Annotated in this window: 17 protein-coding genes, 4 tRNA genes and 1 riboswitch; of the genes, 20 read left to right on the top strand and 1 reads right to left on the bottom strand. The window is 30.9% G+C overall.

All coding sequences use genetic code 11. The annotated features are described in order from the left end of the window. Positions 1-6 precede the first annotated feature (6 nt). From BUB83_RS06585 to mreB, 14 genes are all read left to right on the top strand, one after another. On the top strand, positions 7-681 hold the full coding sequence (locus BUB83_RS06585; RefSeq protein ID WP_073337656.1) for a F0F1 ATP synthase subunit A: 675 nt from the start codon (positions 7-9) through the stop codon (positions 679-681). A 58-nt stretch (positions 682-739) separates the two neighbouring features. Continuing rightward, positions 740-976 carry an ATP synthase F0 subunit C gene (gene atpE, locus BUB83_RS06580; protein ID WP_073337655.1) on the top strand — a complete coding sequence of 79 codons (237 nt, stop codon included), beginning with the start codon at positions 740-742 and terminating at the stop codon, positions 974-976. Between the two features lie 61 nt (positions 977-1,037). After that, positions 1,038-1,514: a F0F1 ATP synthase subunit B gene (locus tag BUB83_RS06575; protein ID WP_073337654.1), complete on the top strand. Its 477-nt coding sequence runs from the start codon at positions 1,038-1,040 to the stop codon at positions 1,512-1,514. A 2-nt stretch (positions 1,515-1,516) separates the two neighbouring features. Beyond that, positions 1,517-2,056 carry a F0F1 ATP synthase subunit delta gene (locus BUB83_RS06570; protein ID WP_073337653.1) on the top strand — a complete coding sequence of 180 codons (540 nt, stop codon included), beginning with the start codon at positions 1,517-1,519 and terminating at the stop codon, positions 2,054-2,056. 18 nt (positions 2,057-2,074) lie between these two features. Next, a complete protein-coding gene (gene atpA, locus BUB83_RS06565) occupies positions 2,075-3,589 on the top strand; it encodes a F0F1 ATP synthase subunit alpha (RefSeq protein ID WP_073337652.1) in 1,515 nt (504 codons plus the stop codon). Between the two features lie 23 nt (positions 3,590-3,612). Further along, positions 3,613-4,473 carry an ATP synthase F1 subunit gamma gene (gene atpG, locus BUB83_RS06560; protein ID WP_073337651.1) on the top strand — a complete coding sequence of 287 codons (861 nt, stop codon included), beginning with the start codon at positions 3,613-3,615 and terminating at the stop codon, positions 4,471-4,473. Between the two features lie 12 nt (positions 4,474-4,485). Then, on the top strand, positions 4,486-5,874 hold the full coding sequence (gene atpD / locus BUB83_RS06555; RefSeq protein ID WP_073337650.1) for a F0F1 ATP synthase subunit beta: 1,389 nt from the start codon (positions 4,486-4,488) through the stop codon (positions 5,872-5,874). 11 nt (positions 5,875-5,885) lie between these two features. Then, entirely contained in the window at positions 5,886-6,299 is a 414-nt protein-coding gene (gene atpC, locus BUB83_RS06550) for an ATP synthase F1 subunit epsilon (RefSeq protein WP_073337649.1), read from the top strand. Positions 6,300-6,442: 143 nt separating this feature from the next. Beyond that, complete coding sequence (locus BUB83_RS06545; RefSeq protein WP_073337648.1) at positions 6,443-7,132, top strand: hypothetical protein; 690 nt, start codon at positions 6,443-6,445, stop codon at positions 7,130-7,132. Positions 7,133-7,156: 24 nt separating this feature from the next. After that, positions 7,157-8,419, top strand: coding sequence for a UDP-N-acetylglucosamine 1-carboxyvinyltransferase (gene murA, locus BUB83_RS06540; protein ID WP_073337647.1), 1,263 nt, complete (start codon positions 7,157-7,159; stop codon positions 8,417-8,419). Positions 8,420-8,530: 111 nt separating this feature from the next. Further along, positions 8,531-9,571 (top strand): stage II sporulation protein D, encoded by a 1,041-nt coding sequence (gene spoIID / locus BUB83_RS06535; RefSeq protein ID WP_073337646.1) that lies wholly within the window; start codon positions 8,531-8,533, stop codon positions 9,569-9,571. A gap of 381 nt (positions 9,572-9,952) precedes the next feature. Beyond that, the gene (locus tag BUB83_RS06530; protein ID WP_073337645.1) at positions 9,953-10,750 is read left to right on the top strand and encodes a peptidoglycan DD-metalloendopeptidase family protein; all 798 of its coding nucleotides are present in this window, start codon (positions 9,953-9,955) and stop codon (positions 10,748-10,750) included. A 108-nt stretch (positions 10,751-10,858) separates the two neighbouring features. After that, on the top strand, positions 10,859-11,113 hold the full coding sequence (spoIIID, locus tag BUB83_RS06525) for a sporulation transcriptional regulator SpoIIID (RefSeq protein WP_073337644.1): 255 nt from the start codon (positions 10,859-10,861) through the stop codon (positions 11,111-11,113). A gap of 112 nt (positions 11,114-11,225) precedes the next feature. Further along, positions 11,226-12,254, top strand: coding sequence for a rod shape-determining protein (gene mreB / locus BUB83_RS06520; protein WP_073337643.1), 1,029 nt, complete (start codon positions 11,226-11,228; stop codon positions 12,252-12,254). 92 nt (positions 12,255-12,346) lie between these two features. Here mreB and yyaC read toward each other — a convergent pair whose 3' ends face one another. Next, entirely contained in the window at positions 12,347-12,886 is a 540-nt protein-coding gene (gene yyaC, locus BUB83_RS06515) for a spore protease YyaC (protein ID WP_073337642.1), read from the bottom strand. Between the two features lie 102 nt (positions 12,887-12,988). On the opposite strand from yyaC, the gene BUB83_RS06510 reads away from it, so the two are divergent. The 6 genes from BUB83_RS06510 (at position 12,989) to metK (ending at position 15,723) form a co-directional block, all read left to right on the top strand. Continuing rightward, a complete protein-coding gene (locus tag BUB83_RS06510) occupies positions 12,989-13,630 on the top strand; it encodes a hypothetical protein (protein WP_073337641.1) in 642 nt (213 codons plus the stop codon). 156 nt (positions 13,631-13,786) lie between these two features. Next, positions 13,787-13,862, top strand: a tRNA-Thr gene (locus BUB83_RS06505). Between the two features lie 4 nt (positions 13,863-13,866). Then, positions 13,867-13,950: transfer RNA gene (locus BUB83_RS06500), tRNA-Tyr, on the top strand. Between the two features lie 9 nt (positions 13,951-13,959). After that, positions 13,960-14,035: transfer RNA gene (locus BUB83_RS06495), tRNA-Val, on the top strand. Between the two features lie 48 nt (positions 14,036-14,083). Then, positions 14,084-14,167: transfer RNA gene (locus BUB83_RS06490), tRNA-Tyr, on the top strand. A 210-nt stretch (positions 14,168-14,377) separates the two neighbouring features. Further along, positions 14,378-14,477, top strand: a riboswitch (SAM riboswitch). Positions 14,478-14,547: 70 nt separating this feature from the next. After that, positions 14,548-15,723 (top strand): methionine adenosyltransferase, encoded by a 1,176-nt coding sequence (gene metK / locus BUB83_RS06485; protein ID WP_073337640.1) that lies wholly within the window; start codon positions 14,548-14,550, stop codon positions 15,721-15,723. Positions 15,724-15,873: the final 150 nt, after the last annotated feature.

Raw genomic sequence — 15,873 nt, 5'->3', positions numbered from 1 at the left:
GATTTTATGGAGGAAATTGTACCAGTTTTTACTTTGTTTAATGGTAAGTTGGGTTTTACAGAAGGAATCATTGTTCAATGGGCAATTATTATTTTGTTTTTTATTTTTTCTAAAATATTTGTGAGAAACTTAAAAGAAAACCCAGACAAAAGACAAAGTGTTTTAGAAATTATAGTTGAATATATTAATAATTTAGTTAAGGATAATATGGGGGAAAAAAGGAAAGGATTTGCTCCTTTTATAGGTGCTTTAGCAGCCTTTATATTGTTAATGAATTTATCGGGAATGGTAGGAATAGCACCGCCTACAAGAGATTTAAGCATTACTTTATCTTTAGGAGCAGTTGTGTTTATTGTAATACAAGCATACACAATTAAAGAGCATGGAATAAAGGAATATTTTGTGGGATATACTAAACCAGTTGCGGTAATATTACCAATAAACATAATGGAACGTATAATGCTACCTATTTCACTTAGCCTAAGACTTTTTGGAAACATTGCAGCAGCCACAATTATTATAGAATTGATATATGATTCTTTAGGTAATATAGGATGGATTGCTCAAATTGGAATACCAATCCCGTTTCATTTTTATTTCGATATATTTGATGGGGCTATACAAATGCTTATATTTATTATGCTGACTATGATTAATATAAAAATTATAGCAGAACACTAATAAAAGTAACAATCATCTTAAAAAAATGAATTACAATAAAAAATAGGAGGTTTTAAAAATGGATTTTACAGCAGGTTTAATAGCTATTGGAGCAGGCATAGCAGCACTATCTTGTATTGGTGGAGGTATTGGAACAGGTAATGCAACAGCTAAGGCAGTTGAAAGTGTATCAAGGCAGCCAGAATCAACAAATGATATAATAAAAGTATTAGTTATAGGGGGAGCTTTATCTGAGGCTACTGCAATTTATGGATTTTTAATAGGTATTTTATTAGTTTTAAAAGTTGTTATTTAAAATATTTATTGTTAATAAAAATGTTTATTTATAGAAAAATAGGAGCAAAGGAGGCTTTGCGATGATTGATTATCGGACAACTATAATGGCAATCATTAACTTTTTGATTTTTCTTTATGTTTACAAATATTTCTTTCATGAAAAAGTAAATAAGATTCTTCTTGAAAGAAGTAATAAGATAGATAAGGATATAAATGAAGCGAAAAAAAATAAAGTTAAGTCTGATGAGATCCTTGCAGAAAACAAGAAACTATTAGTTAAGTCAAAGAAAGAAAGTAAACTAATAGTTGAAGAGTATAAGACCAAGGCTCAAAAGGTATATGAAGATATTGTTATGGATGCCAAAGTAGAATCTAAAAAGATAATTGAAAGAGCGAACTTGGAAATAGAAAGAGAAAAAGTAAAATTAGAAGAAGAAATAAAAAATAAATCTATTGATTTAGCTATTACACTATCTACCAAGGTTTTAGAGAAATCCATTGATGAAGAAGAACATAGAAGGCTTATTGATGATTTTATTTCTAAGGTAGGTATTTAGTTATGTATGAACATCTTGATCGACGTTATGCGTTAGCTTTATATGAAGTAGCTGAAGAAGAAGGTAGATTAGAAGAATTTCTTGAAGATTTAAAAGCTTTAATTGCTCTTACAAAAAACAACAAAGAATTTATGGAAATAATAAAACATCCTCAGATTCCTACTGAACGGAAAATTAATATTATTAAGAATATTTTTAATGATAAAATTCATCCTAAATTATTAAATTTTATTATTGTTTTACTAAAAAAAGATAGAATACTATTTTTAGAAGAAAAGTATAGAGAAATGGTTAAAATCTATTTAGAGCGACATAGTACAATTGTTGCACATGTTAAAACAGCAATAAAGTTAAATGATTCTGAAAGAGATACTCTTATAAATAAATTGGAAGAAAAGTATGATAAAATCGTTCTTTTAAAAGAAGAAGTGGATGAAAGTCTTATAGGCGGAGTTTTCCTTAGAATAGGTGACGATGTAATAGATAGCAGTATTAAAACCAGGTTTGCAGAAATTAGACAACTGGTTGGAGGACTTTATTAAAAGAAAGAAGGTGTTCTCGTGAATATCAATCCAGAAGAAATCACATCCATTATTAAACGTGAAATTGAAGGATATAAGAATAAAATGGGAACAGTAGATTCAGGAACTATTATTCAGATAGGGGATGGAGTAGCAAGAGTATATGGATTAGAAGACTGCATGGAAGGTGAACTGTTAGAATTTCCAAGTGGTGTCTATGGTATTGCGCTTAACCTTGAACATGATAATGTAGCATGTGTTCTACTGGGTTCTGAGAAGGGTATTAGAGAAGGAGACGTAGTAAAAAGTACTGGTAAAATTGTTGAGGTACCTGTTGGAGAAGAATTAATCGGAAGAGTAGTTAATTCTCTAGGAAAAGAAATTGATGGTAAAGGGCCTATAAAAACAAAACAAACTAGACCAGTAGAAGGTCACGCACCTGGAGTTATTGATAGAAAATCTGTAGATGAACCGTTACAAACGGGGATAAAAGCTATAGATTCTATGATACCCATTGGTAAAGGACAAAGAGAGTTAATTATTGGAGATAGGCAAACAGGTAAAACAGCTATTGCTTTAGACACAATATTAAATCAAAAGGGCAAAAATGTTATTTGTATATATGTAGCTATAGGTCAAAAACAATCTACAGTAGCTCAACTTGTAAATACTATGAAGGAACAAGGAGCATTAGACTACACTATAGTTGTGTGTTCTACAGCTTCAGAATCAGCTCCATTACAGTATTTGGCACCTTTTGCTGGATGCAGTATGGCAGAGTATTTTATGGAAGAGGGAAAAGATGTTTTAATAGTTTATGATGACTTAACAAAACACGCTGTATCCTATAGAACTATGTCACTATTACTTCGTAGACCGCCAGGAAGAGAAGCTTATCCAGGAGATGTTTTCTACTTACATTCAAGATTACTTGAAAGAGCTGCAAAGTTATCAGATGAATTAGGTGGAGGATCAATTACTGCTTTACCTATTATTGAAACTTTGGCAGGCGATGTAACAGCATATATACCTACAAATGTTATTTCAATAACAGATGGACAAATATTCTTAGAAAGTGAGCTTTTTAATGCAGGTCAAAGACCGGCAGTAAATGCAGGAATATCAGTATCTCGTGTAGGTGGTAAAGCACAAATAAAAGCTATGAAACAAGTTACGGGAACATTAAGGCTTGAATTAGCACAGTATAGAGAATTAGCTGCTTTTGCACAATTGGGATCAGATTTAGATAGTGTAGCAAAAAATCGACTTGAAAAAGGAAAAAGATTAGTGGAGATTTTAAAACAAAATTCATCTAGTCCTATGAAAGTAGAAAAACAGGTTATGATTCTTTATGCAGGTGTTAATAACTATTTGAGTGATATAAAAGTATCTGACATACGTCAATTTGAAGAAGATTTCTTTGATTTCATGGATACACATCACAGAGATATTGCTAAATCAATTATAGAAAAACAATCTTTAACAGAAGACATAAAATTAAATTTAAATAAAGCTATTGAAGAGTTTAAGAATATTTTCTTGGCTACAGAATAGATGATTGCATCTGGAGGTGAAACATGTCAGAAACGAGTTTGGTTTCATTAAAGAGGCGTATAAAATCAATAAAAAATACTCAAAAAATCACTAGAGCCATGGGATTAGTTGCAAGTTCTAAACTTAGAAAAGTATCATCAAAATTACTTGTAAATAATCAATTTTATAGAAGTTTTAGTCATACTATTGATCAAATAATAACTTATGGTTCACATATTGATAATAAATACTTTGAGTGCTCTAATTGCAAAAAAAAATTATATATTGTCTTCAGTTCTGATTTAGGCCTTTGTGGATCGTTTAATGCTAGTGTATTTGATAAATTAGTGAAAGAAATTGGTGGCAACAAAGAAAATTGTCAAATAATAACTATAGGCCAAAAAGCTAGAGGTATGTTGAGAAAAACAGGACTAGCCAGTGTGGCGGAGTTTGTAGATATTTCCGATGTACCTGAAGAAGAAGATGCAGATGTTATTGCTACAAAAATTTTCGAAATTTTTGATGAAGGCGAATTTGGTGAGGTTTATTGCATATACACAAAATACTTTACACCTGTCAAGCAGGAGGTTTTGTTGAAGAAACTTTTACCGATAGAAAAGGAAAAAGAACCAAAAGAGGCTATAAAAACTACATTTGAATTTGAACCAGAAGAAAAAGAATTCCTCACTAATATTTCACATTTTTACATAAAACAGTGTATCTATAATTTCTTCTTAAATAGTCGTGCCAGTGAGCAAGGGGCTAGAATGTCAGCAATGGATGCAGCAAATAAAAATGGGAATGATATTATTGATAAACTTCAGTTGAAATATAATAGAATAAGACAAAGTGCAATCACTGAAGCTATAGCTGAAATTGTTGGTGGTGCGGAAGCTCAGAAATAGGAGGTGCAGATCTTGGTTGAAAATTACGGTAAGGTTGTTCAAGTTATTGGGCCTGTTATCGATATAAGATTTGATTCTGATAATTTGCCAGATATACTTAATGAAATAAAAATCGACATGGGAGATAGAATACTTGTAACTGAAGTAGAACAACATGTTGGTGATGATATTGTAAGAACTATAGCTATGGAAGCTACAGAGGGTTTAAAAAGAGGTATGAAAGCGTTAGATACTGGAATGCCGATTTCAGTTCCTGTAGGGGAAGAAACATTGGGAAGGTTATTTAATGTACTTGGAAATACAATAGATAAAGAACCAGAATTGAAAGTGGATAAATTTTATCCTATTCATAGACCGGCTCCTTCTTTTGTAGATCAAGCGGTGCAGCCAGCAATGTTTGAAACTGGAATTAAAGTTATAGATCTTGTTGCGCCTTATAAAAAAGGTGGTAAAATTGGTCTTTTTGGAGGAGCAGGGGTAGGTAAAACAGTACTTATCCAAGAATTAATAAATAATATAGCTAATGAGCAAGGCGGATTATCTGTCTTCACAGGTGTTGGAGAAAGATCAAGAGAAGGAAATGACCTTTATTATGAAATGAAAGAATCTGGAGTAATAGATAAAACAGCTTTAGTTTTTGGTCAAATGAATGAACCGCCAGGAGCAAGAATGAGAGTTGCTTTAACTGGATTAACTATGGCTGAATATTTTAGGGATAATGGGCAAGATGTATTGCTATTTATTGATAACATATTCAGGTTTACTCAAGCAGGTTCAGAAGTATCAGCTATATTGGGAAGAATACCTTCAGCAGTAGGATATCAGCCTACTTTAGCAACTGAAATGGGAGCATTGCAGGAGAGAATTACTTCAACAACTACAGGTTCTATAACTTCTGTTCAAGCAGTATATGTTCCAGCAGATGATTTGACAGACCCAGCTCCGGCAGCAACATTTTCTCATCTAGATGCTACTACAGTATTATCTAGAAGTATCACTGAATTGGGTATTTACCCTGCAGTAGATCCTTTAGAGTCTTCATCTACTATGTTGGATGAAAAAATTGTTGGAGAAGAACATTATAAAGTTGCTATGAATGTAAAACACATTTTGGAGAGATATAAAGAATTGCAAGATATAATTGCTATTCTTGGAGTTGATGAGCTTTCAGATGAAGATAAAACTATTGTTTCAAGAGCAAGAAAAGTACAAAGATTTTTATCTCAACCATTTAAAGTAGCAGAGCAATTTACTGGAATGACAGGTAAATTTGTACCAATCGCTGAAACCGTGAGAGGTTTTAAAGAAATACTTCAAGGAAAACATGATAGTGTTCCTGAATCTGCTTTTTTATTTGTGGGTTCAATTGATGAAGTATTAGAAAAAGCAAAGGAACTATAAGTAGGTGAAAAATGGATAAGTTATTTGAATTAAAGATAATTACACCTTTTAGTGAGTTTTACTTTGGAAAAGCTAGCAGCTTAAATACTGAGACATATAAGGGCAGAATAGGAATACTGAAAAATAGAGTTCCTTTAATAGCTGAACTGAAACCAACTATAACAGAATTTATCCAAGAAGATGGGAAAAGAATAAGATTTTTTTCTTCAGAGGGAATACTTAAAGTCGTAAATGACAAAGTATATATGTATTGTACTTCTTGTGAAAATAAGGATGATATAGATTTAAAACAAGCCAAAGAATCAAAATTACAGGCTGAGGAGCAATTGAAAAACTTAAAAGAAAATGAAAATATAAGTTTAATAAAATTAGCTCTAGAGAAAAATATAAAAAGAATAGAATTAGTAGAAGGTAAGCATGAATAACTTTAAGTTATTCATGCTTTTTTTATTATTAGCACATTTTATCCTTTAAATCAATATATTAATAATATGAATAATAGATAAATAAAGGAGTATAGTAAATAGATTTTTTGTCCATAATTTACAAGTGTAGGGGGTGAAAAATCGTGGATGGAAAAAAAATCGCTATAATATGTCTTACTATAATAATTATTATAACAAATGTAAAAACTTCATATGCTTTAAGAAACAATGATTTGATAAAGGATATTATAGAGGAGAGCCAAGCAGAATTATTAGAAACAGGAGTAGATATAATATTTGAAAGTAAAAATTCAAATATAAAAAATTCTGAATTAATTGATATTGTTTCAAATATAATAGAAAGTGAAGATTTTAATTGGTTTGATGAGGATGAAGGTATAAAGTTTTCATTTAATAATGGTGAGGGCTACATAAATAAGGATATTTATAAAAATAATTATAGATACCATATTTCATTAATCAAAAAAGGAATTGAATATAATAGTTATGATATAAAAGAAAAATTTTATAATATGACAAAGCAATTTGAAATAAAAAATTTGGAAGTTTTAATTTATGCAAAAGCTAAATTAAGTGAGAAAACAGATTTAAAGATTCGCAATGATGAAATCATTAATGTATTAAAAGGTTATGGGGCAGAAGATTTTAAAACAGTAGAAATAAATAATGGGTTTAGTACTACCACTAATACACACAGATATAGTGGTAAAAATATTAATAGAAGGTCGTTTGATTTAAATTTTGCTGTGTGTAAATATTCATCGGGAAACTATTTGATAATAGGAACTCCAGAAATAACAAAATCTTATTAAGCAATCTAAGAATGGAGGATAAACATGGAGAAGTTTATAATAAGAGGTGGCAATGAACTGAGTGGAGAAGTTGAAATAAGTTCAGCAAAAAATGCTGTTCTTCCATTAATATCAGCATGTATTTTAAGTTCAGATAAATGCATACTTGAGAATGCCCCTTTTTTACAGGATGTATTTGTATTGAATGATGTTCTTAGGAGCATTAATTCATCAATTGAGATTAAAGATAATAATATGGTTATTGACACATCGAGGATTAATAATACTGAGCCAGATGGTGAATTAGTTAGAAAAATGAGGGCATCATTCCTAACAATGGGACCAATGATGGCTAGATATGGTAAATTTAAAATTTCCTTGCCAGGGGGATGTAATATAGGTACTAGACCTATTGATCTTCATTTAAAAGGTTTTAGTGCATTAGGTGCAGATATAAGGATTGGCCATGGTTATGTGGAAGCAAGAGCAAAAAAATTAATTGGAAATAAAATTTATCTGGATTTTCCTTCAGTAGGTGCAACTGAAAATATAATGATGGCTGCAGTACTAGCAGAAGGAGAAACAGTGTTAGAAAATGCTGCTGGAGAGCCAGAAATTCAAGACTTAGCTAGGTTTTTAAATAAAATGGGTGCATATATAATTGGTGCAGGAACAGATACAATAAAAATTGTAGGGGTAAAAGAATTAAAGGGAATCAAACATAGACCTATTCCGGATAGAATAGAAGCAGGTACATTCATGACTGCAGCTGCAATTACCAGAAGTAAAATTAAGGTTAATGGAATTATTGATTCGCATTTAAAACCTGTAATAGCAAAATTAACTGAAATGGGATGCATTATTGAAAAAGACCAAAATAGTTTAGTGATAGATGGAAGGAATTCATTGAAAGCAGTGGATATAAAAACTCTTCCTTATCCAGGGTTTCCAACAGATATGCAGGCTCAAATAATGGCGTTAATGTGCACAGTTAAAGGTACTAGCATTTTCACAGAAACTATATTTGAAAATCGTTTTATGCATGTTTCAGAGCTTAAAAGAATGGGTGCAAATATAAAGATAGATGGAAGATGTGCTGTTATTGAAGGCGTTGAAAATTTGATGGGATGTAGAGTTAATGCAACAGATTTAAGAGCAGGTGCAGCAATGATTTTAGCTGCTTTAGCAGCAGAGGGAGTAAGTGAAATTAGAGATATATTCCATATAGATAGAGGATATTATCATATTGAAAGAAAATTAATGAAATTAGGGGCTAATATCGAAAGAATAAAAAAAATGGAAGATTAAAATATTATATAAATTAAAAGCATGATACTGTCGTGCTTTTTTTGCATATATTAATTTTTTTGGAGTACATATTTAATAGTGAATAAATTTAGATGAATGGATGTGCTACTTATGAAAAGATTATTTTTAGGTGTTTTTATATTTTTATTTTTTATATTTGGTATGGCAAGGATAATGGTAGGTTGTGATCAAAACACAATTAAAGCTGATACAAATTTTAACTTAAAAAAAGAAGAAATCAATGAAAAAACAGAGGAAATTGTATATAAAATAAACCAATCAGCTAATGAAATTACAGTTGGGTTGTTTATTACAAAGAAAAATAAAATTCAAGAAATAGGTTTGGAAGATTACGTGGTAGGTGTAGTGGCAGCTGAGATGCCGGCAAGTTTTGAAATGGAAGCACTTAAAGCACAAGCAGTAGCAGCTAGAACTTATGCTGTTGCTCATTTAGAACAATTTGGAGGTAACAGCAGTAAGGGAGCAAAAGGAGGTAATTTGACAGATACTACAGATTGCCAGGTTTACATAACTAAGGATGATAGATATAATTCTTGGCCAGCCAGTAGTTGTGATGAATATTGGGAAAAGATAAAAGAAGCAGTTCAATCGACTTCTGGACAAGTATTAACATATGAAGGAAGTTTAGTATCATGCCCTTATTACTTTTCAACAAGCAGTGGAAACACAGAAAATGCAAAAGATGTTTTTAATACTAATGAATCTTATTTAAAAAGTGTTCCCAGCGAAGGAGAAGAAAATTCACCTAAATTTAAAACTACAGTTTCCTTTGGAGTGAATTCCATAGCAAATACCATTAATGCTAATTATGAAGATGCTAAAGTTTCTGGGAGTAAATTAAAAAAACAAGTAAAGATAATTAAAAGAAGTGAAGCGGGAACTGTAAAAGAAATTCAACTTGGAGAAAGAATAGCTACAGGAGCAGAAGTGAGAAAAATATTTAGTTTAACATCTTCTAATTTTGATATAGATATAGATTCTAATTCGGTTACTTTTACTTGCTATGGATACGGTCATGGAGTAGGTATGAGCCAATTTGGTGCAAATGCTAGGGCTAAAGAGGGCAAAGATTATATTGATATATTGAAACATTATTATACTGGGGTTGAAATAGGAGTAGTTGAACAATAGAGAAAAAAGACGAATTAACTCGTAGGGGGCGGTTTCCACGCCGCCCCGCTATGCCTATAAATTACATATATAATAATTACATATATAATATTGATAAAAAATACAAAATACAGAAAGTAGTATAATATTTTCATTACGATTTTACTGTAATTGTAATTTAATTGGGAAACTACAGCGGGCGGGCATGGAAACCCGCCCCTACAAATAGTTTCTTCGCTTTTTAACTCTATTGTATAATATAAAAAACTAAAGCAACGCTTAATTAGCGACTTTAGTTTTTTTGTTGTGTCGAAATTTATAGAAATATAAGGAAATATTTTTTTCATATATATGTATTTTTTTGTGACTACCGGACAAACTACAAAACAGGAGGTGTTTTAAATGGAAAATAAAGATAATAATAAAAAGAAAGGTAATATTTTCAAAAATGAGACGTTTTATTTATCCTTGTTTGTATGCTTGTGTATAGCAGCAACAATTGCAGCAGTAACTACAAGTAAAAATTTCACTGCTGATAATAAAAAAGCTGCAACAGAAAAATCAGAGGTGGCGGAGCTACAAGAACAAAAAATTGAAGAAAGAACAGCAGATGCTAGCGAAGATGAATTTTATAACAATGCATTACAAGCAAAAGAAGATGAGTCAGTTTTAGTTATTGAGGATGATGATAAAAAAGAATCATCACAAAGCAATTCAAATGAGCAAACAGCATTAGCTACTGCACCGGTTGCAAATACAAGTTCTAAAACTTTTGTTAACCCTGCTGAGGGAGAATTAGTAAGACCTTATTCTGAAGCGCCAGTTTTTTGGAATACTACAGAATCAAGTAGACCTAACTTTGGTATTGATATAGTAGGAAAGTTAGGAGAAGAAGTTGTAGCAGCAATGGATGGAGAAGTTAAAGAGGTATCAACCAGCACTGAAGATGGTGCTAAAGTTGTTATTTACCATGCTCAATCAGGATTAAGAACTGTTTATGCTAACTTAGGGACTGATATAAATATTAAAGTTGGAGATAGTGTTAAACAAGGAGATAAAATAGGTACAATAGGAGCTACAACTGTAAGAGCTGCTTATGAAGAGTATGGAAATGAATTTTTACATTTTGAAGTTTTAAAGGGAGAAAGTGATTTATCACAATATTCAAGTGTGGATCCTTTGAAATATGTAAAATATTAAAAAATCAGCCAATCCCCAATACTATATATTGGGGATTGGTTACATACTAGGTATTGAAATATATTAAAAAGCATACAAATTAATATAGATAGTTAAGGAGGAAGTCTTTTGAAAGATTACATTGAAGAAAGAGTTTTAGAAGTAGCTAATTATATAATAGAATCAAAAGCTACAATAAGAAAAACAGCAAAAGTTTTTGGAGTAAGTAAAAGTACTATACACAAAGATATGACAGAAAGATTACCTAAAATTAATCCTCAAATAGCAAAAGAGGCCAAGATAGTATTAGATTTAAATAAATCAGAGAGACATATTAGAGGCGGAAAAGCCACAAAAATGAAATATAAAATAATTGAAGGGTAAATAAGTTCAAAAAAATACAAATTTTTTAATAAGGTTATAGAAATTAAGCTGATATATGTATATAATATTAATTGTGGGTATTTATAATACTAATGAGCAGGAGTGAGAAATAATGTTTTGGAATGCAAAATCTGATGTTGGAATTGATTTAGGAACAGCTACAGTATTAGTATATGTAAAAGGCAAAGGCGTAGTTCTTAAAGAACCTTCTGTAATTGCAATTAATAAGGATACAAATGAAGTTTTAGCAGTAGGTGAAGAAGCAAGAAAAATGATTGGTCGAACACCGGGTAATATTGTATCTATCCGTCCTTTAAGAGATGGTGTAATTTCTGATTACGATGTTACTGAAAAAATGTTAAAGCATTTTATAAAAAAAGCTTTAAAAGAAAAAAGAAGCAAGGCATCTAGAATTATTATATGTGTACCATGCCAAGCTACAGGAGTTGAGCAAAGGGCTGTTAAAGATGCTGCTATGACTTGTGGTGCAAAAAAAGTAACATTGATAGAAGAACCAATTGCGGCTGCTATTGGAGCAGGACTAGATATAACAAAAGCAAGTGGTAAGATGATAATTGATATTGGTGGTGGAACCACTGATATAGCCGTTATATCTTTGGGCGGAATGGTTGTTAGAAGCTCTATTAAAATTGCTGGAGATAAATTCGATGAAGCTATCATTAGGTATGTAAGAAGAAAACATAAATTAATGATAGGTGAAAGATCAGCAGAAGATTTAAAGATAAACATAGGTACTGCATTTAAAAGAGAAGTTGATCTTACCATGGATGTAAGAGGAAGAGATTTAATAACAGGATTACCTAAAAATGTAACCATAACTTCGGAAGAACTTAGAGAAGGACTTAGTGAAGCTGTTAATGCAATTGCTGAAAGTACACATGCAGTCTTAGAAAGAACACCGCCAGAATTAGCTGCAGATATTGCAGATAATGGAATATATATGACTGGTGGAGGTGCTTTGCTATATGGGCTAGACAAGCTTATAGAAAGTGTTACTAAAGTTCCAGTATATGTGGCAGAAAATCCTATTTCATGTGTTGCACTTGGCACCGGAGAATCTCTTAATTATATTGATGAAATAAATGGTCTTTATAATAGCGATATAAACTTTTTAGAATAAAAAAAGATGTCTCAGAGTAGAGGCATCTTTTAATTTTTTGATCTTTTTATAATTTAAGATTTTTGAAGAAAATCATCCTTGGGGAAAAATCCCTACAGCTTTTTATTCTCTAAATTATAAAGATAATAAGAGTGTATAATAGCATCTTTTATAACTTTAGACATTTCTACAATTAAATTTAATCTTATATTTCTATTTGTGAAGAGTTCATTATTTTCGCTAGAGTCTACGATTCCTATAATTGAACTATCACCTACGTTAGGGAGTGATTTTCCTACACCTTTGCCAGGATGAATAGGATAATCTCTAGCTTGTATCTCACCTATATTTTTTGAATCACCTAAACAAGCATCTATAGCTATTATTTTGGAATTGGGATTATTTTTTTTTATAGCTTTTAAATTAAAATCTAGGTTTAAAGCGTGTATTGGAGAATTTACAGTTCCAAAAACTTCTAGAGGAAAATTTTCATGAGTAAGCATTGATCCAACTACAGGACCTAAACAGTCGCCAATACATCTATCTGTACCTATGCAGATTATAATTGAATTAGAATCTATATAATCTTTTAGAAAATAAGCAACTTTATAATAAGAAAGATTTTCATTATAATGAACTTTTAATTTATTCAAAAGAGTCACCCCCTGTAAATGTATATGAAGTAAATTCAAATTTTATTAAAAAATGGTATATTTTTTTTAAAATAAGGACAGAGTAATATATGGAGGTGCTTAATGAAAAGAGAAAATATTTATACATCTATTTTTGTAATTAGTAGTTTTATAGCTATTCTAGCTATGCTTTTTGGCATATCAAATAGTGGAAACTATGAAAAAAACAATATTGAAAAATCTATATCTATGGATATAAAAGAAAAAATAGATAATGATAATTTGATTGAAGAATCAAATCAAATTAACTTTAAAACTAATGATAAAGAAGAAAAAAATAGTTTTGATGAAAGCAATCAAACTAATGATAATAATAAAGATAATTTAATAGAAAAAAATACAGATAATACGAATATTCAAAATGAAGAAAAAAAAGTTGATGAAACAAAAGAAGAAATAAATAAATATGATAGTTCTAAAACTGAGATAGTTGAAGATGTTAGTGTTTTTAAAGTTTCTTCATCTGAAATTTTTAGCAGCCTAACATTATCTGATAAAGAAAAATTATTAGTAGTTGGGAGTAAACTTTCGCCTATTGACTATGCTTGCATGAAAGAATATTTATACATGGATGACAGAGATGAGGGAGCAAAAAAAGCTATTTTATTACTGAAAAGCAGGTTATCAAATGAAGATTATGCAAAAGTTAAAGAAATTATGGATGATTATATAAACATTAAAGCTATAGAAGAAGATGATTTTTAAAAAATATTTTAAATGCGAAAATAGAAGTAAATAGGAGATTTTTAGCTTAAATTAGATTTAATCTTATCAAATAGCCTTAAATGGAGTTTGGAATAAATCGAATATCTTGATATACTTTAATTCGTCGGCAAGAGAAATGCCGGTAAAACTTAATTAGCTGGCATGGCTCAACTGGTAGAGCAACTGACTTGTAATCAGTAGGTTCCGGGTTCAAGTCCTGGTGCCAGCACCAACATGGAGGAGTTCCCGAGTGGCCAAAGGGGGCAGACTGTAAATCTGTTACGTTAGTTTCGATGGTTCGAATCCATCTTCCTCCACCATTAATGAATGGGCGCATAGCTCAGCTGGGAGAGCACCTGCCTTACAAGCAGGGGGTCACAGGTTCGAACCCTGTTGTGCCCACCATTCATATGAAATGTTGGAATTGGTTTGAAAAGTTTAAAAATTATATATGGAGGAGTTCCCGAGTGGCCAAAGGGGGCAGACTGTAAATCTGTTACGTTAGTTTCGATGGTTCGAATCCATCTTCCTCCACCAATAAAAAAACATCAATCTAGAATTGATGCTTTTTTATTTTTTTGCATTAGAAGTTTAGAAATAGCTGAGATAAATTTACGGTGTACTTGAATAATTTAAATGAAATTAAAATAAACCATAAAAACTAAAATAAATGTATAAAAAGCATTGACACAATAAAACCACTATGTTACTATAACGGTGGTTTGAAAATAATAAAAAACTTAATAATACTTATCAAGAGAGGTGGAGGGAATGGCCCAAAGAAACCCAGCAACCAGTACAGTGTGTACCAAGGTGCTAAATCCTGCAGGAAACTGCAAGATAAGTTTTTATTTCAACATAAAAACCTCTTCGATAAATATTGAAGAGGTATAATTTTTTTTGGGAGGAGTAAAAAAATGAAAAAATTATTTACATCAGAATCAGTTACAGAGGGACATCCAGATAAAATTTGTGATCAAATTTCAGATTCAATATTAGACGCTATTATGGAACAAGATCCAAATGGTAGAGTTGCATGTGAAACAGCAGTTACAACAGGAATGGTATTAGTTATGGGAGAAATAACAACTAATTGTTATGTTGATATTCCTAAAGTGGTAAGAAATACAATTAAAGAAATTGGATATACAAGAGCTAAATACGGATTTGACGCTGATACGTGTGCAGTTTTAACTTCAATAGATGAGCAATCTGTAGATATAGCTATGGGTGTTGATAATGCTTTAGAATTTAAAGAAGGACAAAAAGCAGATATTGAGTCAGTAGGAGCTGGAGACCAAGGAATGATGTTTGGTTATGCTACTAATGAAACTGAGGAATACATGCCACTTCCAATAAGTTTAGCACAAAAACTATCAAGAAAATTAACTGAAGTTAGAAAAAATGGCACATTACCATATTTAAGACCAGATGGAAAAACACAAGTAACTGTTGAGTATGAAGATAACAAACCAGTAAGAGTTGATGCTATTGTTATATCTACACAACATGATCCAGATGCTACACAAGAACAAATTAGAGAAGATTTAATTAAAGAAGTTGTAGAATCTTCTATTCAAGCAGAATGGTTAGATGAAAACACTAAATATTACATTAATCCAACTGGTAGATTTGTAATTGGTGGACCACAAGGCGATTCAGGATTAACAGGAAGAAAAATTATTGTAGATACTTATGGTGGAATGGGAAGACACGGTGGTGGAGCTTTCTCAGGAAAAGATTGCACAAAAGTTGATAGATCAGCAGCTTATGCAGCTAGATGGGTAGCTAAAAACTTAGTTGCAGCAGGAGTTGCAGATAAATTAGAAGTTGAATTAGCTTATGCAATAGGTGTAGCAGAGCCAGTGTCAATTACAGTTGAAACTTTTGGAACATCAAAATTAAATGAAGCAGAAATAACAGAAGTTGTTAAGAAGGTTTTTGATTTAAGACCAGGTGCTATAATAGAAAACTTAAATTTAAGAAGACCAATTTACAAGCAAACAGCTGCATATGGACATTTCGGTAGAAATGATTTGAATCTTCCATGGGAAGAGTTGAATAAAGTAGAAGAAATTAAAAAGTATCTATAATTAAAAAAGGTATATCTTATTTAAATAAGATATACCTTTTTGATTAATAACTAAAGTTTATGTTAAAAATAATATATATATATATTATTTATTTAGGAAGTTATATTTATAATAACATGTAATTTGAAAAAAAAGGTTAAAAATAAATTA

This window comes from Clostridium grantii DSM 8605 (assembly GCF_900129965.1).
GTDB lineage: Bacteria > Bacillota > Clostridia > Clostridiales > Clostridiaceae > Clostridium_AF > Clostridium_AF grantii.
This window is presented reverse-complemented; position numbering and strand designations above follow the sequence as displayed.

Coding starts and splice junctions, on each gene's coding strand:
- metK (WP_073337640.1), top strand. CDS start 14,548: ATGAAAAAATTATTTACATCAGAATCAGTTACAGAGGGACATCCAGAT.
- murA (WP_073337647.1), top strand. CDS start 7,157: ATGGAGAAGTTTATAATAAGAGGTGGCAATGAACTGAGTGGAGAAGTT.
- BUB83_RS06510 (WP_073337641.1), top strand. CDS start 12,989: ATGAAAAGAGAAAATATTTATACATCTATTTTTGTAATTAGTAGTTTT.
- atpE (WP_073337655.1), top strand. CDS start 740: ATGGATTTTACAGCAGGTTTAATAGCTATTGGAGCAGGCATAGCAGCA.
- atpG (WP_073337651.1), top strand. CDS start 3,613: ATGTCAGAAACGAGTTTGGTTTCATTAAAGAGGCGTATAAAATCAATA.
- BUB83_RS06575 (WP_073337654.1), top strand. CDS start 1,038: ATGATTGATTATCGGACAACTATAATGGCAATCATTAACTTTTTGATT.
- spoIID (WP_073337646.1), top strand. CDS start 8,531: ATGAAAAGATTATTTTTAGGTGTTTTTATATTTTTATTTTTTATATTT.
- atpC (WP_073337649.1), top strand. CDS start 5,886: ATGGATAAGTTATTTGAATTAAAGATAATTACACCTTTTAGTGAGTTT.
- mreB (WP_073337643.1), top strand. CDS start 11,226: ATGTTTTGGAATGCAAAATCTGATGTTGGAATTGATTTAGGAACAGCT.
- BUB83_RS06570 (WP_073337653.1), top strand. CDS start 1,517: ATGTATGAACATCTTGATCGACGTTATGCGTTAGCTTTATATGAAGTA.
- BUB83_RS06585 (WP_073337656.1), top strand. CDS start 7: ATGGAGGAAATTGTACCAGTTTTTACTTTGTTTAATGGTAAGTTGGGT.
- BUB83_RS06530 (WP_073337645.1), top strand. CDS start 9,953: ATGGAAAATAAAGATAATAATAAAAAGAAAGGTAATATTTTCAAAAAT.